Below are 23,183 nucleotides of genomic sequence, written 5' to 3'. Positions count from 1 at the left end.
CGCTCAGCGCGGCAGGCGCGGATACGGCAGATCGGTGCTGGTGTGTTCGGCCACGGCGAGCGGCCGCCCGATCTGCGGGAAGGCGCGCTGCGGGCACGCGGCGCGCTCGCACACCTTGCACCCGGCGCCGATCGGCACCGCCACCTGCGGGTCGTCGAGTTGCAGACCCTGTGAGTACACCAGCCGGTCCGCGTATTCGATATCGCAGCCGAGCCCGATGACGAAGTTCTTCGCCGCCGCGCCGAAGCCCTGCGCGGTGGTCGGGGTGGTGCGGGCGATCCACAGGTAGCGGCGGCCGTCGGGCATCTCCGAGATCTGGGTGAGGATGCGACCGGGATGCGCGAACGCCTCGTGGGTGACCCACAGCGGGCAGCTGCCGCCGACCCGGGAGAAATGGAACGCCGTGGCGGACTGCCGTTTCGAGATGTTGCCCGCCCGGTCGGTGCGGACCAGGAAGAACGGCACCCCGCGCTGACCCTGCCGCTGCAGGGTGCTGAGCCGGTGGCAGACGGTCTCGAAGCCGACCTCGAACCGCAGCGAGAGCAGGTCGACGTCGTAGCGCAGTTCCTCGGCCGAGCGCAGGAAGCGGCCGTAGGGCAGGATCAGCGCGCCAGCGAAGTAGTTGGCCAGCCCGACCCTGGCCAGCGTGCGGGATTCGCCGGTGAGCGCCCGTGATTCGGCCAGCACGTTGTCGATCTCGCGGCCGTAGAGCAGCAGTCCGAGGGTGCCCGCGATCTGGAAGGCGCGCTGACCGGGACGCAGCCGCCGGGCCAGGGTCAGCGTGCGGGTGTCGGGGTCGTAGTGGCGTTTCGGGATGCTCGGGTCGGCGCCGTCGCCGCGCACGAGCACCGTGACGCCGGCGCGCTCCTCGGCGACTCTGGCCAGTTGCCGGTCCAGCGAGCCGATGCTCAGGCCGGATTCCTCGAACAGCTGCTCGGCGGCGTGATCGAGCGTCGCGATGTGATTGCGGTGGTCGTAGAAGAAGTCGCGCACGTCCTCGTACGGCATCGGGGCGCCGGGCGCGCCCGCGTTGCTGTCCACCCGCGAGGACAGCAGATCGAGCTGATCGGTGGCCGCGCGCAGGCGGCGGTGCATCGCGATGACGATCCGCGCCACCTCGGGCAATCTGGTCGCGAGCTCCTCGACCTCGGTGATCGGCGCGGTGTCGCCGCCGCCCGCCGCCTCGACCAGGACCTCGTGCAGGTCCGAGACCAGCCGTGCGTCGGAGTCGGCAGCGAAGAACTGCACGTCGAGATCGAAGGTCGAGTTCAGTTTCAGCAGAACCGGAATGGTGAGCGGGCGTTGATCGCGCTCGAGCTGATTGAGATAACTGGGCGAGAGATCCAGCGATTTCGCCAACGCCGCCTGAGTCATCCTTCGTTCTTCACGCAGCCGTCGAAGCCGGGCCCCCGCGTACATCTTCCGCACGTCGGAGATCCTAACGCTCCGAGTTCGCAATGTTCGCTCTAATGGACGATCGCGTGCGGAGAAGTCCAGTCCTGCAAGGGATTTTACCTGTGTCTACCCGTGCGTAACGTGCGAAGCGCCGAATCGGGGCATGCGGGGCGGGGCCCGCCGGTCGATGCGGGCCTGTCTCGGGTGTCGGGGCAGCCGGTCCGGTGCGTGCCGCGCGGTTGCCGAGGGAGTACCCAGAGCGAACGGGTATCACCGTATCAACTTCGGCCCGAGCACCGCCCCGGACGGCGGAGGTCCGTCCGGGGCGGTTCGGCTCAGCGCAGCGCCACGGCCGCCGTCACCAGGTTGCGCAGGGCGGCCTCGACCTCGAACGGCCCGCGCGTCTTGAGCCCGCAGTCGGGATTCACCCAGAGCCGTTCGGCGGGAACGGCGTCGAGAGCCGCGCGCAGCGAGGCGGTGATCTCCTCGACCGACGGGACGCGCGGGGAATGGATGTCGTAGACACCGGGGCCGACCCCGAGCGCGAAGCCGGCCGCGTTGAGATCGTCGAGCACCTCCATGTGCGAGCGGGCGGCCTCGATCGAGGTCACATCCGCGTCCAGACCCGCGATCGCCGAGATCACCTCGCCGAACTCCGAATAGCACAGGTGGGTGTGCACCTGGGTGGTGTCGGCGACGCCCGCGGTGGCCAGCCGGAACGCGTCCACCGACCAGCGCAGGTAGGCGGGCTGGTCGCTCACGCGCGGCGGCAGGAGCTCGCGCAGGGCGGGCTCGTCGACCTGGATGATCCGCGCGCCCTGGGCTTCCAGGTCGACGGTCTCGTCGCGGATGGCGAGGGCGACCTGCCTGGCGGTCTCGGCCAGTGGCTGATCGTCGCGGACGAACGACCAGGCCAGGATGGTCACCGGTCCGGTGAGCATGCCCTTGACCGGCTTGTCGGTGAGCGACTGGGCGTAGCCGATCCACGACAGTGTCATCGGCGTCGGCCGCGAGACGTCGCCGAACAGGATCGGCGGGCGCACGCAGCGGGTGCCGTAGGACTGCACCCAGCCGTTCTCGGTGGCGGCGAAACCGTCGAGGAGCTCGGCGAAGTACTGGACCATGTCGTTGCGTTCGGGCTCGCCGTGCACCAGCACGTCCAGACCGAGCCGCTCCTGCAGGGTGATCACCGCGGCGATCTCGGCGCGCATCCGGCGCACGTACTCGGTCTCGTCGATCTCGCCCTTGCGCACGGCGGCACGGGCCCGCCGGATGGCCGCGGTCTGCGGGTAGGAGCCGATGGTGGTGGTCGGCAGGAGCGGCAGGTCGAGGTGGTCGCGCTGGCGCGCGCGTCGCTCGTCGGCGGGTGCGCGGGTCAGGTCGCCGTCGTCGAGCGCCGCGATCCGGCCACGCACGCGCGGGTCGTGCAGGCGCGGGTCGGCGCGGCGCGACTCGGCGGCCGCGCGAGCGGCGGCCAGCTCGGTGGCGACCGCGGGCGTGCCCTGGGTGATCGCGGTCGCGAGAACCCTGATCTCATCGACCTTTTCGGCGCCGAAGGCGAGCCAGGAGCGCAACCGCTCGTCGAGTCCGGTCTCCGGGGCGAGCGAGTACGGCACGTGCAGCAGCGAGCACGAACTCGCCACGGCCACCGCGCCCGCGCTGCCGAGCAGGGTGCCCAGCGTGGCGAGCGCCGCGTCGAGGTCGGTGCGCCAGATGTTGCGGCCGTCGACCACCCCGGCGACGACGAGGGTGCGCGCGAGGGCGGGCAGGGCGGCCACCGCGGCGAGGTCGGTGCCCGCCGTGAAATCGAGGGCCACACCGTCGATCCCGGTGTCGGCGAGCGCGGCCAGAGCGGCGTCGGGATGCCCGAAGTAGGTCGCCACCAGGATCGCGGGGCGGTCGGTCGCGGCCGCGAGTTCGGTGTAGGTCTCTCGCAGGAGCGCGATCTCGGCCGCGGTCAGGTCGGTGACCAGCGCCGGCTCGTCGAGCTGGACCCAGTGCGCGCCCGCCGCACCCAGCCGGGCCAGCAGCTCGCGATACAGCGGCAGCAGTTCCGGCAGCCGGTCCAGGGCCGGGCCGTCGGCGGACTTGGCCAGCTTCAGGAAGGTCAGCGGTCCGATCACCACCGGACGGGCGGGTACGCCGAGCTCGATCGCCTCGGCCAGCTCGGCGAGCAGCTTGTCCGGGTGCAGAGTGAAGGTGGTGCTCGCGTCGATCTCGGGGACCAGATAGTGGTAGTTGGTGTCGAACCACTTGGTCATCTCCAGCGGCGCGACCGTCTCGGTGCCGCGGGCCGCGGCGAAATACCGGTCCAGCGGATCGGTGATCGCGTCGACGCGCGGCGGGAGCGCGCCGAGCAGGACGGCGGTGTCGAGCATCTGGTCGTAGTAGGAGAAGGTGCCGACGGGAATCGAATCCAGTCCGGCCGAGCGCAGTTCGGCGTACTGCGCGGCGCGCAGCGTGCGGGCGACAGCGTGCAGCTGCTCGGCGTCGGCGCGGCCCGCCCAGTAGGACTCGATGGCGCGCTTGAGTTCCCGGTTCGGGCCGATCCTCGGCAGGCCGAGAACCGTTGCGGTGAAGGGAGAGTGCGAAACAGTCACGGAGATTCTCCAGTGTCTCGTGCGGGAGCCGCCGCCGTACTCAGGGCGCACGTCGACACCTCCGGGACCCGTCGCGCGGGCGCGGCGGGTCGGCACAGGTGGTCCGCGCGCCCGATCCACGAGGCGGTGGCCGCCGGATACGGCGTATCCGGCACAGTCGGCAGGTCTTCGGACTCGCCGGCACCGGTCGTGTGATCGACCGACCTACTGACCGTCGCTTCCCAGGTGTCGTGCCCAGTGCTGATGACGGTGGTCGTTCCGGCATACCGCTGCGGGACAGTCCCGGATTCCCACCGGGTTCCCTCTCCGCCCGGCGCGATCGTGCGTGTCCGGGCGTCGACGCCCGCGCGGGAGGTCGGGGCTCCGACTCTTCCACCGCGCCGGCGAACCAGCTGCGTCACCCAGCATAGGCCGCGCGGACGCCCGCGGCGAGCGCCCGGCCCCTCGCCTGGGTGCTGACCTGCGCGGACCGCCCGCACCGCCGACCGGTCGGCACGGTGAGATGTGACGGCCGGGTGAACGCAACTTCGCAGGTGGGCCGGTGTGCGGTGTGAAGATTGCTGCGAAGCCACCTTGCGTGCCGGTGGTCCGGTCACGTCCGGGTACCGTGGTCCAATGTTCTCGAAAGTCTTGGTCGCCAATCGTGGTGAGATCGCCATTCGCGCCTTCCGCGCGGCATACGAGCTAGGCATCGGAACGGTCGCGGTGTTCCCGCACGAGGACCGCAATTCCGTGCACCGGTTGAAGGCGGCCGAGTCCTACCAGATCGGCGAGGAAGGACACCCGGTCCGGGCGTACCTGTCGATCGAGGCGATCATCGACGCCGCCAAGAGCGCCGGTGCCGACGCCATCTACCCCGGCTACGGCTTCCTCTCGGAGAACCCCGACCTCGCCGCCGCCTGTGAGCGCGAGGGCATCACCTTCATCGGCCCCTCGGCCGCCGTGCTCGAGATGGCGGGCAACAAGGCCACCGCCATCGCCACCGCCAAGGCGGCCGGTCTGCCGGTGCTGAAGTCCAGCGAGCCGAGCGCCGACATCGACGCCCTGCTGGCCGCGGCCGAGGAGTTCGAGTACCCGATCTTCGTCAAGGCCGTCGCCGGCGGCGGTGGCCGCGGCATGCGCCGGGTGGCCGCGCCCGAACAGCTGCGCGAGTCGATCGAGGCGGCCTCGCGCGAGGCCGAGTCGGCCTTCGGCGACCCGACCGTGTTCCTCGAGCAGGCCGTGGTGAACCCGCGCCACATCGAGGTGCAGATCCTGGCCGACCAGCACGGCAACGTCATGCACCTGTTCGAGCGCGACTGCTCGCTGCAGCGCCGCCACCAGAAGGTGATCGAGCTCGCGCCCGCGCCGAACCTGGATCCCGCACTGCGCGAACGCATCTGCGCCGACGCGGTGGCCTTCGCCCGCCAGATCGGCTACAGCAACGCGGGCACCGTGGAGTTCCTGCTCGACGAGCGCGGCAACCACGTGTTCATCGAGATGAACCCGCGCATCCAGGTCGAGCACACGGTCACCGAGGAGATCACCGACGTCGACCTCGTGCAGTCGCAGCTGCGGATCGCGGCGGGAGAGACCCTGGCCGACCTGGGTCTGAGCCAGGACGCGGTGGCCATCCGCGGCGCCGCGCTGCAGTGCCGCATCACCACCGAGGACCCGGCCAACGGCTTCCGCCCCGACACCGGCCGCATCACCGCCTACCGCACGCCGGGCGGTGCGGGCATCCGCCTCGACGGCGGCGCGAACCTGGGCGCCGAGATCGGCGCCTACTTCGACTCGATGCTGGTCAAGCTGACCTGCCGCGGTCGCGACCTGCCCGCCGCGGCTGCCCGCGCCCGGCGCGCGCTGGCCGAGTTCCGCATCCGTGGCGTCACGACCAACATCCCGTTCCTGCTGGCGGTGCTCGACGATCCCGACTTCCAGGCGGGCCGGGTCACCACCTCGTTCATCGACGAGCGCCCCGAGTTGCTCACCTCGCGCGGCTCGGCCGACCGCGGCACCAAGATCCTGAGCTACCTGGCCGACGTCACCGTCAACAAGCCGCACGGCGAGCGCCCGACCACGGTGTACCCGTACGACAAGCTGCCCGCCATCGACATGACCGTCGAGCCGCCCGCCGGTTCCCGTCAGCGCCTGCTCGCGCTCGGCCCGGAGGGCTTCGCGAAGGCGCTGCGCGAGCAGAAGGCGCTCGGCGTCACCGACACCACCTTCCGCGACGCGCACCAGTCGCTGCTGGCGACCCGCGTGCGCACCAACGGCTTGCTCGGCGTCGCGGGCCACGTGGCCCGGCTGACCCCGGAACTGCTCTCGATCGAGGCATGGGGCGGCGCGACCTACGATGTGGCGCTGCGGTTCCTGCACGAGGACCCGTGGGAGCGCCTGGCCGCGCTACGCGAGGCCGTCCCCAACATCTGCCTGCAGATGCTGCTGCGCGGACGCAACACGGTCGGCTACACGCCCTACCCCGAGCAGGTGACCCGCGCCTTCGTCCAGGAGGCCACCGACACCGGCATCGACATCTTCCGCATCTTCGACGCGCTCAACAACGTCGACCAGATGCGGCCGGCGATCGCCGCCGTCCGCGAAACCGGAACGGCCGTGGCCGAAGTCGCGCTGTCCTACACCGGCGACCTGCTCGACCCGAACGAGTCGCTCTACACACTGGACTACTACCTGAAGCTGGCCGAGCAGATCGTCGACGCGGGCGCCCACGTGCTCGCGATCAAGGACATGGCCGGCCTGCTGCGCGCGCCCTCGGCGGCCAAGCTGGTCACCGCGCTGCGCTCGAACTTCGACCTGCCGGTGCACGTGCACACCCACGACACCCCCGGCGGCCAGCTCGCCACCTACCTCGCCGCCTGGCAGGCCGGCGCCGACGCGGTCGACGGCGCGTCGGCGGCGATGGCGGGCACCACCTCCCAGCCCGCCCTCTCGGCGATCGTGGCCGCGGCCGCGCACACCGAGCACGACACCGGCCTGAACCTGCAGCACGTGTGCGACCTCGAGCCGTACTGGGAAGCGCTGCGCAAGGTGTACGCGCCGTTCGAGTCGGGCCTTCCCGCGCCGACCGGCCGCGTCTACACCCACGAGATCCCCGGCGGTCAGCTGTCGAACCTGCGTCAGCAGGCCATCGCGCTCGGGCTCGGTGATCGTTTCGAGGAGGTCGAGGCCAAGTACGCGGCCGCCGACCGGCTGCTCGGCCGCCTGATCAAGGTGACCCCGTCGTCGAAGGTCGTCGGCGACCTGGCCCTGGCCCTGGTCGGCAGCGGCGTCGACATCGAGGACTTCGCCGCCGACCCGGGCCGCTACGACATCCCGGACTCGGTCATCGGGTTCCTGCGCGGCGAACTCGGCACCCCCGCGGGCGGCTGGCCGGAGCCCTTCCGCAGCAAGGCGCTGGCCGGGCGCAGCGAGCCCAAGCCGGAGACCCCACTCACCGCGGCGGATCAGGCCGGGCTCGACGGCACCTCGCAGGAACGCCGCGACACCCTCAACCGGCTGCTCTTCCCCGGCCCGACCGCCGAATTCCAGGCGCACCGCGACAAGTACGGCGACACCACCGGCCTGTCGGAGAACCAGTTCTTCTACGGCCTGCGGCGCGGCGAGGAACATCGCGTGCAGCTGGAGAAGGGCGTCACCCTGCTCATCGGCCTCGAGGCGATCTCCGAGCCCGACGAGAAGGGCATGCGCACCGTCATGTGCATCATGAACGGGCAGCTGCGCCCGGTCGCGGTGCGTGACCGGTCCATCGCGTCCGAGGTGCCCGCGGTGGAGAAGGCCGACAAGAACAACCCCGGCCACATCGCGGCGCCGTTCGCCGGCGTCGTCACGCTGGCGGTGTCGGAGGGCGAGGAGATCCACGCGGGCGACACCATCGGCACCATCGAGGCCATGAAGATGGAGGCCGCCATCACCGCGCCGCGCGGCGGCATCGTCGGCCGGATCGCCACGGCCAAGGTGCAGCAGGTCGAGGGCGGCGATCTGCTGGTGGAACTGGCTGCGCGCGAGTCGGAATGACGCGCATCGTCGCCGGGACGGCGGGCGGGCGGCGCCTGAAGGTGCCGCCCGCCGGTACCCGGCCCACCTCGGACCGGGTGCGCGAAGCCCTGTTCAGCGCGATCGACGCACGCCTGGACCTCGACGGCGCGCGGGTCGTCGACCTGTACGCGGGGTCCGGCGCGCTCGGCCTGGAGGCGCTCTCGCGCGGCGCCGCGCACGCCCTGTTGATCGAGTCCGATCGCAAGGCGGCGGCGGTGGTGCGCGCCAACATCGCCGAACTCGGCCTGCCCGGCGCCGAACTGCGCCTCGGCGCGGTCGGCTCAGTGCTCGCCCACGCCGCGCCCGCCGCGTACGACCTGGTCTTCTCGGACCCGCCGTACGAGGTGAGCACCGAGGACGTGGTCGCCGACCTGGTCGCGCTGGCGAGCAACGGCTGGCTCGCGCCCGACGCGCTGGTGATCGTGGAACGGTCCATCCGCTCACCCGAAATCACCTGGCCCGCAGGCTATGCGGCGCTGAAGCCGCGCAGATACGGGGAGACCAGAATCGAGCTCGCCGAGTTCGGTGCTAGCGTCTGAGCCATGGCTGCTGCACTGTGCCCCGGCTCCTTCGATCCGGTGACCAACGGTCACCTCGACGTGTTCACCCGCGCGGCCGCGCAGTTCGACGAGGTGATCATCACCGTCATGGTGAACCCCAAGAAACAGGGCATGTTCACCGTCGACGAGCGGATGGACCTGCTGCGCGAAGCGGTCGCTCACCTGCCCAACGTGCGCGTCGCCTCGTGGCAGGGCCTGCTGGTCGACTTCGCCAAGCAGGAAGGCGTCGGCGCGATCGTCAAGGGCCTGCGCGACGCGGGTGACTTCGGCTACGAGCTGCAGATGGCGCAGATGAACCACAAGCTCGCGGGCGTCGACACCTTCTTCATCGCCACCAACCCCTCGCTGAGCTTCCTGTCCAGCTCGCTGGTGAAGGAGGTCGCGGCCTACGGCGGTGAGGTCAGCGACATGCTGCCGCCCGCCGTCCACAAGCGGCTGCTCGACCGCCTGGCCGAGCGGCGCGGCTAGAAGACCAGGCCGCGCAGGGCCAGGAAGCGCATCCCGCCGACGGCCGCGGTGATGGCGAGGACGGCCAGCGCCTGGACGGTGTCGCCCAGGCCGGGTGCCCAGACGCCGAGCGCGGCCAGGCCCGCCGTGGTGATGCCGAGACCGAGCAGCGCCAGGCCGCCGCCCTCCCACTGCGCCGTGAACCAGGTGACCCGGTCGGCGGCGTGGAAGGTGAGCTGGCGGTGCAGTTCGTTGGCGATGACCGTGCTCACGACCGAGCCCGCGACATTCGCGATCAGCGGGCCGACGCCGTGCATGGCGAAGAACAGCAGCACATAGGCGATGTTGCTGGACCCACCGACCAGGGCGAACCGGATGAGCTGGGGGAGGGCACGGTCGCCGCGCAGGTAGGTCAGCGTCCGGTCGACGCGCGGGCGCACCACGGGTTTGGTGGGGGCGAGCGCGGGGAATGGACCGACCCAGGGTGTGACCATGCCCGGAAGGTGCGACACCGAGATTCTCGGTGTTTCCAGAACGGTCATGGTCGACTCCGATCGCAATGAACGAGCGTCGAGGAGTACAACAGCAGAAAACGTGTAGTGCTTCCCGGCGGACGGCGTTGTCGTGCCTCCCGATGGTAGCGGAAGTGGAGGGCTGCACTCCACTTGATATCGGTGCGATCTAGGACACTGTCGCGACACACCGCGACGACATTCGGAACACGCGCGTCGGCCGGGCAGACTGGGCCGGGACGGCAGCGGTTTCGCCGGGATTCAGCAGGAGGGTAGTGAGCATGTATCGCGTATTCGAAGCACTCGACGAACTGGTCGCCATCGTCGAAGAGGCGCGCGGCATCCCGCCGACCCGCAGCTGCATCGTGCCGCGCGGTGACGTCCTCGAACTGCTCGACGATGTCCGCGACGCCCTGCCCGGCGAACTCGACGACGCCCAGGACGTGCTCGACCACCGCGACAAGATCGTCGGCGACGCCCGCACGGGCGCCGAGGCCACCGTCACCTCGGCCAACGAGCAGGCCCGCACCACCATCGAGTCCGCGCGCGCCGAGGCCGACCGCATCCTCGCCGAGGCCAAGGCGCACGCCGACCGCATGGTCGCCGAGGCCACCACGCACGCCGACCGGCTGGTCGCCGAAGCGCAGGCCGAGGCCGAGCAGGTGATCGCCGACGGCAACGCCGAATACGACGAGCTCACCGGCCGCGCCCAGGTCGACGCCGACCGGGCGATCCAGGCGGGCAAGGACTCCTATGAGCGTTCGGTCGCCGACGGCAAGGCCGAGCAGGCCAGGCTGGTCGCGCAGACCGAGGTGGTGCGCGCGGCCCACGCCGAGTCGGCCCGCCTGATCGACACCGCCCAGGCCGAGGCCGACCGGGTGCGTGCCGAATGCGACGACTACGTCGACGAGCGCATGGCCGATTTCGGCGGCAGGCTCGCCGAAATCGAGGAGACGCTCAACACCACCCGGCGCACGATCACCCGCGGTCGGCAGCAGATGCGCGGCGCTCCGGCGCCGGAATATCCCGAGTACGCGGCTGACCACCGGCGCTGAGCCCGTCGCGCGTTTTGAGTTCGGGCGGGGTCCTGCCGTACTGTTGAGTGGTTGCCCAAATCCCCTCAGAAGTGAGTGAGTCAGTGATGTCCGCCGGTTCCGGTTCGCCGTCGCGTCCGCACAAGACCCATGGTCCTGTGTCCGACGCGGGCTTCGTGCTGGATGTCCGCAGTCTCGGCCGCAGGCCGGGAACCATGCGGGAGCTGCGGCGCACGGTCACCGACCACGAGCGGCTGGGTCTCGACCTGATCGCCATCCCGGCCGACGCCGCGGTGGAACTCGACCTGCAGTTGCAGGCCGTCTCGGAGGGTGTGCTGGTCACCGGCACGGTGTCCGGGCCGACGGTCGGGGAGTGCTCGCGCTGCCTCGAACCGTTCGACGACCAGGTCGAGATTCGTCTGACGGAGCTGTTCGCGTATCCGGACAGCACCACCGAGCAGACGACCGAGGACGACGAGGTCTACCGCATGGAAGACGACCTCATCGACCTCGAGCCGGTGATCCTCGACGCCATCGGGCTGGAGCTTCCGCTGCAGCCGCTGTGCACCACGGACTGCGCGGGCCTGTGCCCCGAGTGCGGTGTGCGGATGGCGATTGCGGGTCCTGATCATGGGCATGAGATACTGGACCCTCGCTGGGCCAAGTTGGCGAATTTCGCCGCAGAGGCGCCCGGCACCGGCGACCCCGCTGAGGGTTCCACCACCCCAGACCGATCCGCACCCGTGGCAAACGATGCCCACGTGGCCAGCGAAAACACAGAGGAGAAGTAGCCGTGGCTGTTCCCAAGCGCCGGATGTCCCGTTCCAACACCCGGTCGCGGCGCAGCCAGTGGAAGGCCGCCGCGCCGACCCTGGTCACCTGCCCGAACCGTGCCTGCGGTGAGAAGACCCTCCCGCACATCGCGTGCCCGTCCTGCGGCACCTACAAGGGCCGCCAGGTCACCGCTGCTGTCTGATTGTGACAGCCAGCAAAGACAACGCGGGTTCGGTCGATCACGCCGACCTGCTCACCGCCCTCGGTGTCGACGTACGACCGGAGCTGCTGCGCCTCGCGCTGACGCACCGGTCGTACGCGTACGAGAACGGCGGTCTGCCGACGAACGAGCGCCTCGAGTTCCTCGGCGACTCGGTCCTCGGCCTCAGCATCACCGAGCGGCTCTACACCGAGCACCCGGAGAAGTCCGAGGGTGAGCTCGCCAAGCTGCGCGCCAGCGTGGTGAACATGCACGCGCTCGCCGAGGTCGCTCGCGGTCTCGGCGACGGCGGACTCGGCAAGCACCTGCTGCTCGGCAAGGGCGAAGAGCTCACCGGCGGCCGCGACAAGCCGAGCATCCTCGCCGACGGCATGGAATCGCTGCTCGGCGCCGTGCACCTCGAGCACGGCATCGAGGTGGCGCGTGGTGTCGTGCTGCGCCTGTTCGCCGAACTGCTCGAGCGCGGGCCCCGCATGGGCGCCGGCCTCGACTGGAAGACCAGCCTGCAGGAGCTCACCGCCGAACGTGGCCTCGGTGTGCCCAATTACGAGATCACCTCCACCGGCCCGGACCACAACAAGGAGTTCACCGCCACCACGGTGATCGCCGGTCGTCCGTACGGGCAGGGTGTCGGCCGCTCCAAGAAGGAAGCCGAGCAGAAGGCCGCCGGGACCGCCTACAAGGCGCTCACCGACGAATCCGTTTCCGAGGCGTGACCACGCGGGCCCGCACGGGCATGCCCGGCAAGGTGGCGTGAACCGTGCCCGAACTCCCTGAAGTCGAGGTGGTCCGGCGCGGTCTGGCCGAGCACGCCGTCGGTCGCGTGATCGAGAGCGTCGCCGTCACCCACCCGCGTTCCGTGCGCAGGCATATCGCGGGCAGCGCCGATCTGGCCGCCCGTCTCACCGGTCTGACCATCGAGAGCGCGCGCAGGCGCGGCAAGTACCTGTGGCTCACCTTCGACGAGCCCGACACCGCCCTGGTGGTCCATCTGGGCATGAGCGGGCAGATGCTGGTCCAGCCCGCGGGGGCGCCCGTCGAGAAGCACGCCCACATCCGTGCGACCCTCGACGACGGCAGTGAACTGCGTTTCGTCGATCAGCGCACCTTCGGCGGCTGGGCGCTGGCCGAGCTCGTCGAGGTCGACGGCACGATCGTGCCCGACCCGGTCGCCCACATCGCCCGCGATCCGCTCGATCCGCTGTTCGACACCGAGGCCGTGGTCGCGGCGATCCGCGCCAAGAACACCGAGATCAAGCGGGTCCTGCTGGACCAGACGGTGGTCTCCGGCATCGGCAACATCTACGCCGACGAGGCGCTGTGGCGCGCCGGTCTGCACGGCACCCGCGTCGCCGCCGAGCTCACCAGGCCCGTCGTGCGCAAGCTCCTGGCCGCCGTGACCGCGGTGATGACCGAGGCACTGGCCGTCGGCGGCACCTCCTTCGACGCGCTGTATGTGAACGTCAACGGGGAATCGGGGTATTTCTCCCGGTCACTGGCCGCTTACGGCCGCGTGAACGAGCCGTGTGACCGCTGCGGCACGCTGCTGATCCGCGAACAATTCATGAATCGTTCGTCGTTTTCCTGCCCGAAGTGTCAGCGGAAGCCGCGCCGCCGCTGATCCGGGCGCGCTACGGTTTCTCCTGACGGGTCGTACCGGACCGGGTCCGTGCAGGAGGACGTTATGCGCAAGCTGACTTATTTCGTGGCATCGACGATCGACGGGTTCATCGCCGCCGAGGACGGCACCGTGGACTTCTTCCCGGTCGGCGGTGACCACGTGCCCGCCATCACCGCGCAGTATCCCGAGACGCTGCCCACCAAGGTGCGGGAGGCGCGCGGCATCGCGGCGGGCAACATCTACTTCGACACCGTGATCATGGGCCGCAAGACCCACGACTTCGGTGTCCGTACCGGCACGGCGAGCCCGTACGAGCATCTGCGCCAGTACGTGGTGTCGACGACGATGCCGGAATCGCCCGCCCCCGGTGTCGAGGTGATCGCCGAGGACCCGATCGGCGCCGTGCGCGCGCTGAAACGGGAAGCGGGACTGGGCATCTGGCTCTGCGGCGGCGGCGAACTGGCGCAGACCCTGCTGCCCGAGATCGACCAGGTGTTCCTGAAACTGTTCCCGGTGGTGCTCGGCACGGGGCGGCCGCTGTTCGGCGGCGGCGCGAGCCTGCCGACGCCGGAACGGTTCCGGGTGATCACCAGCCGGGTGTACGCCGACGGCGTCGCCTTCCTCAAGTACGGCCGGATCGCCTAGGCCATGACGGCGGCGGCGGGCCCCGGCCCGGTGGCGGCGCTGCGCGAGATCGGGTTCTGGCTCGAGCGCTCGCGGGCGGAGACCCACCGGGTGAAGGCCTACCGGCGCGCGGCCGATGTCGTCGCGGGCCTGACCGAGGACGAACGGGCCGAGCGCGAACGGGCGCACAGCTGGCGCGACCTGCCCGGCATCGGCCCCAAGACCGCCGCCGTCATCGAACAGGCCTGCGCCGGAGCGGTTCCCGACTATCTGGCCGACCTGCGTGGCGCCGCGAAACCTATCGGGCCCGCCGGTGCGGCGCTGCGCGCCCAGCTGCGCGGCGACCTGCACACCCACTCGGACTGGTCCGACGGCGGCAGCCCGATCGGCGAGATGATGAGGGTGGCCGCCGCGCTCGGCCACGAGTACTGCGCGCTGACCGACCACTCGCCGCGCCTCAAGGTCGCCAACGGCCTGTCGGCCGAGCGCCTGCTGCGCCAGCTCGACGTGATCGCCGAACTCAACGACGAACTTGCGCCGTTTCGCATCCTCACCGGCATCGAGGTCGACATCCTCGACGACGGCACCCTCGACCAGCGCGCCGATCTGCTCGAGCGCCTCGATGTCGTTGTCGCCAGCGTGCATTCGCACCTGCGCGACGACAGCGCCACCATGACCAACCGCATGGTCTACGCCGTGGCCAACCCGCACGTCGACATCCTCGGCCACTGCACCGGCCGCCTCGTCGAAGGCGGCCGAGGCACCCGCCCCGAATCCGTCTTCGACGCCGAACTGGTCTTCGAGGCCTGCCGAAAATACGGCACCGCCGTCGAGATCAACAGCCGTCCCGAGCGCCGCGATCCGCCGGGGCGCCTGATCGAGCTGGCCGTCGAGATGGACTGCTACTTCAGCATCGACACCGATGCCCACGCGCCGGGCCAATTGGATTGGCAGGGTTACGGATGCGAGCGCGCGCTCGCCCACGGCGTGCGGGCCGAGCGGGTGATCGACACGTGGCCGGTCGAGGACCTGCTCGCGTGGTGCGCGTCGACGTCGGGGTGAAGACTCGCCGAACACCTGGCGTCGTGCGGCGCCATCGCGGATTCTCCTGATAGACAGTCGGATACAGGTATCCGGGGTGAGGGGGAGTGCGTGGGTGGGTTCCCGGTCGAGATCGTGCTGTCGCTGCTCGGTCTCGTCGTGGCGACGGCGACGTTCCTGCGGGAGTTCGTGTTCGTCGGGCGCAAGCGGCTCGGCTACCGCGTGCAGATGAACACCCCCGCCAGCCGCGTCCAGCTCACCGACGCCAACGGCGCGGCACCGGTGGCCGATCCGGCCGCGCAGGCGGCGGTTCCCGCGGCGACGCCGGATCCCGCGGCCCCCGACGCCGCGACACCGACCCCCGATCCGGTGTCGGTGGTGCTGATCCGGATCGAGAACTACGGCACCGCGGTGATCGAGAGTGGCGACTACGACGTCGACGACACCCCACGACTGCTGTTCTCCCGCCACAAGATCCGGGCACTGGAGGTCACCGAGCGGATCTCGCGCCGCGGCGAATCGCTCGCGGTGCTCAACGACGGGTTGCGCGAGCTCGCGCCCAGCGTCGGCGCGGACAACACCTCACGCATCGTGCTGCCCAAGGAACGGCTCGAGCGCGGTGAGCACTACAAGCTGCTGGTGGTACTCGAGGGGCCTGCCCCGGATCCACTCGACGCCAACGCGAAGAAGGTCGTCGACCGAGCGGGCAGCCTGAAGGGCGGCCAGTTCGTGGTGACGACCAGCCGCTCCCGGCGCGAACCCGCGTTGCTCGGGCTCAGCGTGTTCCTGGCGCTGGTGGTGATGGTGCAGTTGCTGGCGACCGTGCTGCGCGGCGACCCGCCGCCACGTGACTGCGCGGCGGGCTCGCTGACCGTGGTCGGCTCCACCGCCATGGCCCCGATGATCCGCAAGGCCGCCCAGAACTACGAGAAGACCTGCACCGACGCACATTTCACCTTCGCGTTCAACGGCACCGAACCGGGCTTGCGCACGCTGACCACAGCGGGGCCGACACAGGAGACGCTCGCCATCGGCGACGGCTCCAAGGGCACCTCGTTCGCGGCGCTCACCGAGATCCCGCTCGCCCGCGCGTCGTTCTCGATCGTGACCCATCCCGGCGTCGGGCTCAAAGACCTGACCACCCAGCAGATCCGCGACCTGTACCGGGGAAACATCAGGAACTGGAACGAGATCGGCGGGCCAGACCTGCCGGTGGTGCTGATCGACCGCACCGCGGGCTCGGGCACCCGCCGCGCGCTCGAGGCCCGGCTGCTCGAGGACAACCGGAAGGTCTTCCGCTACGCCAGCTGCGTCGGCATGGCTCCCGGTGGCGAGCAGTGCGAGGTCGACGTGACCGAGGAAGTGGTTACCTTCGTTGCCAAAATCCCCGGCGCGGTGGGCTATCTGGAGACCTCGGCCGCCACCGACGCGGTCGCGCCGGTCTCGATCGACGGCGTCCAGCCGACCCAGGACACGATCCGGCTCGGGTACTACCGCTTCACCGGTATCGAATACGCCTACACCCACGGGCCGGTCGCCGGTGATTCGCTGGTCGCGCAGTTCCTCGACTACCTGATTCGGGGTAAGGCCAGGCTCACCATGATCGAGTTCGGCAACATACCGTGCGTAGACCCGGTGGAACCGAAATTCTGTACGCCGTAGACCGGCTCTGACGGCGGAATCTCCTGTCCCGGCTGCCATTCCCCGCCACGAATTCTCAGCAACCGACTGGTTTACTCCGCGGTAGCGGGGTACTTTTCTCTACGGCCCCTCTGATCAGGCGGGCGCCCCAGCGGCGCGCTCCACGTCTGGCCAGGCCAACCATGCCCCATGGACGGCGGTGCAGCTCTCGTCTCCACCTCCGCCGAGGCGGCCATCTCTTGTTCGCGCAAGTGTTGCGAGGTTGTGTCCCTGGAAGGAAGGTCATGAGTGCAGACATGTCGGCAATGTCGCCGGCCGGGTTCTCCACGTCCGATCTCTACTCGATCGAGCACAACGGTGGCCCACTGCGGATCGCGATGGTGGTTCCACCGTATTTCGATGTTCCCCCCAAGGCCTACGGCGGCGTCGAGGCCGTAGTCGCCGATCTGGTCGATTCGCTCTGTGAGCGCGGCCATCACGTCACCCTGTTCGGTGCGGGCGAGCCGGGTACCAAGGCGAACTTCGTCCCGCTGTGGGACCGGATCGTCCCGGAACGACTCGGTGATCCGTTCCCCGAAGTGGTCCACGCGCTGCGGGTGCGCCGCGCGATCGAACGCCTGGCCGAGACCGAGGGCATCGACCTGGTCCACGACCACACGTTCGCCGGCCCGCTCAACGCGCCCGCCTACGCCGATCTCGGGCTGCCGACGGTGGTCACCGTGCACGGTCCCGTGCAGGACGACTGCTACCGGTACTACCGGGAACTCGGCAAGGAGTGCTCGCTCGTCGCGATCAGCGACCGGCAGCGCGAACTGGCGCCGGACCTGCGGTGGGTGGGGCGCGTGCACAACGCGCTGCGGCCCGAGCTGTGGCCGTACCGGGAGCAGAAGAAGGATTACGCGCTGTTCCTCGGCCGCTTCACGATGGACAAGGGTCCACATCTGGCGCTGGACGCCGCCCACGAGGCCGGAATACCGCTCATCCTGGCGGGCAAGTGCTCCGAGGCGCCCGAGAAGGCGTACTTCGAGGAGTACGTGCGCCCACGGCTGACCGCCGATGATCACGTGTTCGGGCTCGCCGACGCGACCGACAAGCGTAAACTCTTGTCCGAAGCGCGGTGTCTGCTGTTCCCGATCCGGTGGGAGGAGCCCTTCGGCATGGTGATGATCGAGGCAATGGTCACCGGTACCCCGGTGGTCGCGTTGCGTGGGGGCGCGGTGAGCGAGGTCCTGGTCGACGGTGTCACCGGACGGATCTGCGACGATCCGGCCGAGCTGCCCGGCGCCATCGCCGAGGTCGCCTCCTACGACCCGGCCGCCTGCCGGGCCTACGTGGAAGCCAATTTCGGCGCCGACACCCTCGGCGGTGGCTACGAACAGGTCTACCGGCAACTGTTGGCCGAGACCACGATCGGGTACGGCGACGCCTTCGCGCTGCCGCTGCCCGTCGGGGCGGCGATCAGCGGGCGCGCATGACCCTGAACAGCGAGTCGCCGAGCCCGCTCAACGCGGGGGAACCCGCCGGGCTCGGCGGCAACGGAGGCAATGTCACCCTGGTCGAAGGCGGCACCTTCAGCCTGTCCGATCGGCTCGGCGACATCGAGCCGGGCAAGCCGCAGGGGTTGTTCTTCCGTGACGCCAGGGTGATTTCGCGCTGGGAGCTCATGATCGACGGCAAGCGGCCCGAGCCGCTGTCGGTCCTGAGCCCCGAGGCCTTCGCGGCCCGGTTCGTGCTGCGGCGACCGCCGCAGCAGGGCCGGGCTGACAGCACACTGCTCGTGGTGCGCGACCGGCTCGTCGCCGAGGGCATGCACGAGCTGATCACGTTGGAGAACATGAGCCGCGAGGCCACCGCCGTGGTGCTCGAGCTGCACGTCGACGCCGATTTCGTCGACCTGTTCTCGGTGAAGGAAGGCCGGATGGGCGGGCACCGGGCGGAGATGACGACCTCCGACGGTGAACTGCTGCTGCACGACCGGGCCGACCTGTCGCGCGGGCTCGCGCTCACCTCCACGATCGAGCCGATGGTGTTGCCCGGCACCATGATCTGGCGGGTGGTCGTGCCCGCCGGTGGTCGCTGGCAGACCGAGATCACGGCCCAGCCCGCGGGGGCGGCGCAGCGCCCGCAGATGCAGGGCACGCCGGGCGAGCGGTACCGGGCCAGCGAGCCGGTGCGCAAGATCCAGGCGTGGCGGGCCACCGCCACCGACATCACCGCCGATTCGGCCCTGCTCAACCGGATACTGCGCCGCAGCGAGAGCGATCTCGGCGCGTTGCAGATCCATACCGATACCGGCACCGGCAGGCCGTTCGTCGCGGCGGGCGCGCCATGGTTCATGACGTTGTTCGGCCGCGACTCGCTGCTCACCGCCTGGATGTCGCTGCCGCTGGAAACCGATCTCGCGCTCGGTACCCTGCAGCAGCTGGCCGAGTTGCAGGGCCAGACAGTGGATCCGCTGGTGGAGGAGGAGCCGGGCCGGATCATGCACGAGATGCGGCGTGGTCCCGCGGTCGGGCAGGTGCTCGGCGGCCAGATCTACTACGGAACCGTCGACGCCACACCGCTGTTCGTGATGCTGCTCGCCGAATGTCTGCGCTGGGGCGCCGAACCGGCCTCCATCGCGACGCTGCTGCCCGCGGCCGACGCGGCGATCGGCTGGATCACCGACTTCGGTGATCGCGACGACGACGGCTTCGTCGAATACGTGCGCGCCACCGACCGCGGCCTGATCAACCAGGGCTGGAAGGACAGCTTCGACGGGATCAACGACGCGGCGGGCCACATCGCGCAGGCGCCGATCGCCCTGTGCGAGGTCCAGGGCTACGTGTACGCGGCCTACCTGGCGCGGGCCGAACTGGCCGACGCCTTCGACGATCCCGCGCTGGCCACGCGGATGCGCGAACGGGCCGCCGAGTTGCGGACCAAGTTCGCCGAACAGTTCTGGCTACCCCAGTGCGGCTGGTACGCCGTGGCACTGGACGGCAGCAAGCGCCAGATCGATGCCTTGACCAGCAATGCCGCCCACTGCCTGTGGTCGGGCATCGCGACCGACGAGCACGCCGAGATCCTCATCGCGAATCTGGCCAAGGCGGAGATGGATTCGGGTTTCGGGCTGCGCACCCTGGCCTCGAATATGGGCGCCTACAACCCGATGAGCTACCACTGCGGGTCGGTGTGGCCGCACGACACGGCGATCGCGGTCGCCGGGCTCATGCGGTATCAGCACGTGCCCGGCGCGGTGGAGCTGGCGACCAAGCTGGCGGGCGGTCTGCTCGACGCCGCCGCCGCGTTCGACGGCCGCCTGCCCGAATTGTTCTGTGGTTTCCCGCGCGCCAGGTTCGCGGCGCCGGTGCCGTATCCGACCTCGTGCTCGCCGCAGGCGTGGGCGAGCGCGGCGCCGTTGCTGCTGGTGCGCTCGTTCCTCGGGCTCGATCCCGATGTGCCCGCCAAGACGCTCACCCTGCGGCCGCAGATCCCCGAGGCGTGGGGCTGCGTCCGGATGTCGGAGTTCCGGCTCGGTGACGCCACCGTCGGGCTCGAGGTGTGCGGGTCGGCGGTGACGGTGACCGGACTGCCCGACGGCTGGGCGCTGATCACCGACGAAGACCAGTAGCGACTCGGGGCCGGATCCGTGCCGGGTCCGGCCCCGAGTCGGTGCGTCAGCCCTGGAACGGGAAGCGCTCGTCCAGTGCGAGATTGAGCTCGACGACGTTCACGCGCGGCTCACCGAGGAAACCCAGGGTGCGTCCGGCGGTGTGCGCCGCGACCAGCTCGCTGACCTGCTCCGCGGTGATCCCGCGGACCCGCGCCACCCGGGCGACCTGGATGGCCGCGTACTCGGGGGAGATGTGCGGATCGAGCCCGCTGCCGCTGGCGGTGACCGCGTCCGCGGGAACGGCGGCGTCGACCGGTGCGTCGCCGAGGATCGGGATGATCCGCCCGACCGAGTAGTCCTCGCCCTCCTTCGCGCATTCCACCGCCGCGCCGCGGAAGGTGCTCAGGAACGGCCGCGCCGGGCACAGCTCGTTGACGCTGACGACCTGCGCCGGCCGCGACACGTCGCCGTCGTCGTCACGCGGGCCGATCACCGAGAGCACCGCTCCCACACCGTCTTTCGTGCAGAACTGCCGGGCGCCGTCGACCCCCTCACGGTCGCCGACCTCCTTCGAGCGGGTGCACACGGTGGTGAGCAGACTCTTGCGGGCGGGCGTGTCGACGATGTCCTCCGGGCCGAGGTTGCTCGCGGCGGTGGACAGCGGGTCGTAGCCGTCGCCCGCGGCCGACGGGCGGCTCTGGAAGTACTGCGTCATGGCGTTGCCGTCGGCGTCGGTGAACGACTGCCCGATCAGGCTGGAGCCCACCAGTTTTCCGTCCCGCTCGATGAGCGAGCCGTCGGCCTTGTCGTTCAGCCCGGGCAGCTGCGCCACCGCGAACACCGCGACGGGATACACGATTCCGGTGATCACGGTCAGCACGAGCAGAGCGCGCAGGGCGGCCAGGTGCTGGCGGATCCAGGTTGACATACGCATTTCAGGACATCCCGGGGAGGAGTTGGACGAGCAGGTCGATGATCTTGATGCCGAGGAACGGCGCGATGATGCCGCCCAGGCCGTAGATCGTCAGATTGCGGCTCAACAACGTCGAGGCGTTGCTCGGCCGGTAGTCGACACCGCGCAGCGCCAGCGGAATCAGCGCCACGATGATGATCGCGTTGAAGACGACCGCGGACAGGATCGCCGACTGCGGGCTGGCCAGGCGCATGATGTTGAGCGCGTCCAGGCCGGGGAACAGTGCCACGAACAACGCCGGAATGATCGCGAAGTACTTGGCGATGTCGTTGGCGATGGAGAACGTGGTGAGCGCGCCACGAGTGATCAGCAGCTGCTTGCCGATCTCGACGATCTCGATCAGTTTGGTCGGGTCCGAGTCCAGATCGACCATGTTGCCCGCCTCTTTGGCGGCCGAGGTGCCGGTGTTCATCGCCACGCCCACGTCGGCCTGGGCCAGGGCGGGCGCGTCGTTGGTGCCGTCGCCGGTCATGGCGACCAGCCGGCCGCCGTCCTGCTCCTTCTTGATGAGGGCGAGTTTGTCCTCCGGCGTGGCCTCGGCGAGGAAATCGTCCACGCCCGCCTCGTCGGCGATCGCCTTGGCGGTCAACGGATTGTCACCGGTGATCATGACGGTGCGGATGCCCATCCGGCGCATCTCGTCGAAGCGTTCGCGCATGCCCTGCTTGACGACGTCCTTGAGGTGGATGACGCCGAGCAGACGCGGGGTGCCGTCCTTGACCTCACCGACCACCAGTGGCGTGCCGCCCGAGGCGGAGATGCCGTCGACGATCTCAGTGGCCTGCGCCGGCACCGAACCGCCTTGGGCGCGAACCCATTCGGTGACCGCACCCGCTGCCCCCTTGCGCAGCTGGTGCCCGTCGGCGAGATCGACACCGGACATGCGGGTCTGCGCGGTGAACTCCACCCAGGTGGCCCCTGGCAGTTCGCCCGCCGAGCGTTCCCGCTTGTTGAACGCCTGCTTGGCGAACACGACGATCGAGCGCCCCTCCGGCGTCTCGTCGGCGAGGCTGGACAGCTGTGCCGCGTCGGCCAGCTCGTCGTCGGGAATGCCCGGCATCGGCACGAATTCGGCGGCCTGGCGGTTGCCGAGGGTGATGGTTCCGGTCTTGTCCAGCAGCAGGGTGTTCACGTCACCGGCGGCCTCGACCGCGCGGCCCGACATGGCCAGCACATTGCGCTGCACGAGGCGGTCCATGCCGGCGATGCCGATGGCCGAGAGCAGCGCGCCGATGGTGGTCGGGATGAGGCAGACCAGCAGCGAGACCAGCACGATGCCGGTGATGCCGTGTGCGTCCAACGCCGAGGTGTCCGGCACCCCGGGGTTGTTCGACTTGGCGAAGATCGCCAGCGGCTGCAACGTGGTCACCGCGAACACGAAGATGATCGTCAGCGCGGCCAGCAGGATGTTGAGCGCGATCTCGTTCGGCGTCTTCTGGCGGCTGGCGCCTTCGACGAGGGCGATCATCTTGTCGATGAAGCTGGCGCCCGGCTCCTGGGTGATCCGCACGACGATCCGGTCCGAGAGCACCGTGGTGCCACCGGTGACCGCCGAGCGGTCGCCGCCGGATTCGCGGATCACCGGCGCGGATTCGCCGGTGATGGCCGATTCGTCGACCGAGGCGATGCCTTCGACGACGTCGCCGTCACCGGGGATGACCTGTCCGGCTTCGACCACGACGTAGTCGCCGCGGCGCAGTTCGGGAGCGGCGACGCGCTCCTCGACGATGCGGCCGCCGGGGGTCCAGTCGGCCAGCCGGCGGGCGACGGTGTCGGTCTTGGCCTTGCGCAGGGTGTCGGCCTGCGCCTTGCCGCGTCCTTCGGCGACGGCCTCGGCCAGGTTGGCGAACACGACGGTCAGCCACAGCCAGACCACGATCGCCCAGGCGAAGAAGCTCGGATCGGCGATCGCGAGGATGGTCGACCACACCGCGCCGACCTCGACGATCAGCATGACGGGGTTCTTCCACAGCGTGCGCGGATCGAGTTTGCGCAGTGCGTCGGGCAGCGAAGTGAGCAGCAGCTTCGGCTCGAGGACGCCCTTCTGCACGCCCTTGGTCCGGTGCTCGGGCCGCGGCGCGGCCGGTGTTTCGAGGGTGGGACTGGTCATT

Annotated in this window: 18 protein-coding genes and 1 riboswitch; of the genes, 13 read left to right on the top strand and 5 right to left on the bottom strand. The window is 69.9% G+C overall.

Annotated elements, in window-relative coordinates:
- Nucleotides 1-3: 3 nt before the first annotated feature.
- Nucleotides 4-1,428: a short-chain fatty acyl-CoA regulator family protein gene (locus DFR69_RS03685; protein WP_186817545.1), complete on the bottom strand. Its 1,425-nt coding sequence runs from the start codon at nt 1,426-1,428 to the stop codon at nt 4-6.
- Between the two features lie 302 nt (nt 1,429-1,730).
- The gene (gene metE, locus DFR69_RS03680) at nt 1,731-4,001 is read right to left on the bottom strand and encodes a 5-methyltetrahydropteroyltriglutamate--homocysteine S-methyltransferase (RefSeq protein WP_425271592.1); all 2,271 of its coding nucleotides are present in this window, start codon (nt 3,999-4,001) and stop codon (nt 1,731-1,733) included.
- A 136-nt stretch (nt 4,002-4,137) separates the two neighbouring features.
- Nucleotides 4,138-4,351: riboswitch (cobalamin riboswitch) on the bottom strand.
- A gap of 259 nt (nt 4,352-4,610) precedes the next feature.
- Between metE and DFR69_RS03675 the strand changes: the two genes are divergently transcribed.
- The 3 genes from DFR69_RS03675 to coaD are packed head-to-tail and all read left to right on the top strand — an operon-like array spanning nt 4,611 to nt 9,058.
- Nucleotides 4,611-8,009 (top strand): pyruvate carboxylase, encoded by a 3,399-nt coding sequence (locus DFR69_RS03675; RefSeq protein ID WP_110035921.1) that lies wholly within the window; start codon nt 4,611-4,613, stop codon nt 8,007-8,009.
- Nucleotides 8,006-8,569 carry a 16S rRNA (guanine(966)-N(2))-methyltransferase RsmD gene (gene rsmD / locus DFR69_RS03670; protein WP_110035920.1) on the top strand — a complete coding sequence of 188 codons (564 nt, stop codon included), beginning with the start codon at nt 8,006-8,008 and terminating at the stop codon, nt 8,567-8,569. The genes DFR69_RS03675 and rsmD overlap by 4 nt, the downstream gene beginning before the upstream one ends.
- A 3-nt stretch (nt 8,570-8,572) precedes the next feature.
- Complete coding sequence (gene coaD, locus DFR69_RS03665; RefSeq protein ID WP_110035919.1) at nt 8,573-9,058, top strand: pantetheine-phosphate adenylyltransferase; 486 nt, start codon at nt 8,573-8,575, stop codon at nt 9,056-9,058.
- Here coaD and DFR69_RS03660 read toward each other — a convergent pair.
- A complete protein-coding gene (locus DFR69_RS03660; protein ID WP_110035918.1) occupies nt 9,055-9,579 on the bottom strand; it encodes a GtrA family protein in 525 nt (174 codons plus the stop codon). The genes coaD and DFR69_RS03660 overlap by 4 nt on opposite strands.
- Before the next feature lie 251 nt (nt 9,580-9,830).
- Between DFR69_RS03660 and DFR69_RS03655 the strand changes: the two genes are divergently transcribed.
- From DFR69_RS03655 to DFR69_RS03610, 10 genes are all read left to right on the top strand, one after another.
- Nucleotides 9,831-10,604 carry a DivIVA domain-containing protein gene (locus tag DFR69_RS03655; RefSeq protein WP_110035917.1) on the top strand — a complete coding sequence of 258 codons (774 nt, stop codon included), beginning with the start codon at nt 9,831-9,833 and terminating at the stop codon, nt 10,602-10,604.
- Nucleotides 10,605-10,690: 86 nt separating this feature from the next.
- Nucleotides 10,691-11,374 carry a YceD family protein gene (locus DFR69_RS03650; RefSeq protein ID WP_110035916.1) on the top strand — a complete coding sequence of 228 codons (684 nt, stop codon included), beginning with the start codon at nt 10,691-10,693 and terminating at the stop codon, nt 11,372-11,374.
- Between the two features lie 2 nt (nt 11,375-11,376).
- Entirely contained in the window at nt 11,377-11,559 is a 183-nt protein-coding gene (gene rpmF / locus DFR69_RS03645) for a 50S ribosomal protein L32 (protein WP_067988453.1), read from the top strand.
- Nucleotides 11,560-11,561: 2 nt separating this feature from the next.
- Entirely contained in the window at nt 11,562-12,293 is a 732-nt protein-coding gene (gene rnc / locus DFR69_RS03640) for a ribonuclease III (RefSeq protein ID WP_110035915.1), read from the top strand.
- 44 nt (nt 12,294-12,337) lie between these two features.
- A complete protein-coding gene (gene mutM / locus DFR69_RS03635; RefSeq protein ID WP_110035914.1) occupies nt 12,338-13,198 on the top strand; it encodes a bifunctional DNA-formamidopyrimidine glycosylase/DNA-(apurinic or apyrimidinic site) lyase in 861 nt (286 codons plus the stop codon).
- 63 nt (nt 13,199-13,261) lie between these two features.
- Nucleotides 13,262-13,843, top strand: a complete 582-nt coding sequence (locus DFR69_RS03630; RefSeq protein ID WP_110035913.1) for a dihydrofolate reductase family protein — start codon at nt 13,262-13,264, stop codon at nt 13,841-13,843.
- 3 nt (nt 13,844-13,846) lie between these two features.
- Nucleotides 13,847-14,884, top strand: a complete 1,038-nt coding sequence (locus tag DFR69_RS03625) for a PHP domain-containing protein (protein WP_110035912.1) — start codon at nt 13,847-13,849, stop codon at nt 14,882-14,884.
- A gap of 90 nt (nt 14,885-14,974) precedes the next feature.
- On the top strand, nt 14,975-16,525 hold the full coding sequence (locus tag DFR69_RS03620; RefSeq protein ID WP_110035911.1) for a PstS family phosphate ABC transporter substrate-binding protein: 1,551 nt from the start codon (nt 14,975-14,977) through the stop codon (nt 16,523-16,525).
- 284 nt (nt 16,526-16,809) lie between these two features.
- Entirely contained in the window at nt 16,810-17,979 is a 1,170-nt protein-coding gene (locus DFR69_RS03615; RefSeq protein WP_110035910.1) for a glycosyltransferase family 4 protein, read from the top strand.
- Complete coding sequence (locus tag DFR69_RS03610; protein WP_110035909.1) at nt 17,976-20,117, top strand: amylo-alpha-1,6-glucosidase; 2,142 nt, start codon at nt 17,976-17,978, stop codon at nt 20,115-20,117. Before DFR69_RS03615 ends, DFR69_RS03610 begins: the two co-directional genes overlap by 4 nt.
- A gap of 46 nt (nt 20,118-20,163) precedes the next feature.
- Here the strand turns inward: DFR69_RS03610 and DFR69_RS03605 are convergent, their stop codons facing one another.
- Both DFR69_RS03605 and kdpB read right to left on the bottom strand, forming a co-directional pair.
- Complete coding sequence (locus tag DFR69_RS03605) at nt 20,164-21,033, bottom strand: potassium-transporting ATPase subunit C (protein WP_110035908.1); 870 nt, start codon at nt 21,031-21,033, stop codon at nt 20,164-20,166.
- A 1-nt stretch (nt 21,034) separates the two neighbouring features.
- On the bottom strand, nt 21,035-23,182 hold the full coding sequence (gene kdpB / locus DFR69_RS03600) for a potassium-transporting ATPase subunit KdpB (protein ID WP_110035907.1): 2,148 nt from the start codon (nt 23,180-23,182) through the stop codon (nt 21,035-21,037).
- Nucleotide 23,183: the final 1 nt, after the last annotated feature.

Origin of the sequence: Nocardia neocaledoniensis, assembly GCF_003182135.1 — a bacterium.
In the GTDB taxonomy this organism is placed as follows: Bacteria; Actinomycetota; Actinomycetes; order Mycobacteriales; family Mycobacteriaceae; genus Nocardia; species Nocardia neocaledoniensis.
The sequence above is the reverse complement of the archived record's forward strand: the minus strand, read 5'-3'. Positions and strand labels throughout refer to the sequence as shown.